This is a genomic window from Bacillus sp. GbtcB10 (genome assembly GCF_019091365.1).
GTDB classification, from domain to species: Bacteria; Bacillota; Bacilli; order Bacillales; family Bacillaceae; genus Bacillus; species Bacillus altitudinis.
Genome location: NZ_JAGXJP010000415.1, coordinates 1 through 234 on the forward strand (window position 1 = coordinate 1; position 234 = coordinate 234).

The 234-nt window shown below is 51.3% G+C and carries 1 pseudogene; it reads left to right on the forward strand.

The annotated features are described in order from the left end of the window. A pseudogene (locus KVT11_RS20690) lies at positions 1-234 on the forward strand (glycosyltransferase family 1 protein); the annotation flags it as partial.

Consider the following 234-nt stretch of genomic DNA (forward strand, 5'->3'; position numbering starts at 1 on the left):
AGGAAATTCGTCAGCTTGGCGGGCGCGTTTTTTATGTCCCAAGTATTGAGGCCTCCTCTCCATGGACGTTTGTCAAAACGGTGAGGAAGACGATTAAGCAAACGGGACCTTATCAGGCGGGGCATGCACATACAGATTTTCAAACGGGCTTGTCTGCCCTTGCTGCGAAACTGGCAGGTGTGAAGATACGCATTTGCCACTCACATAAGACGGCCTGGAAACAGTCTCCTAGCC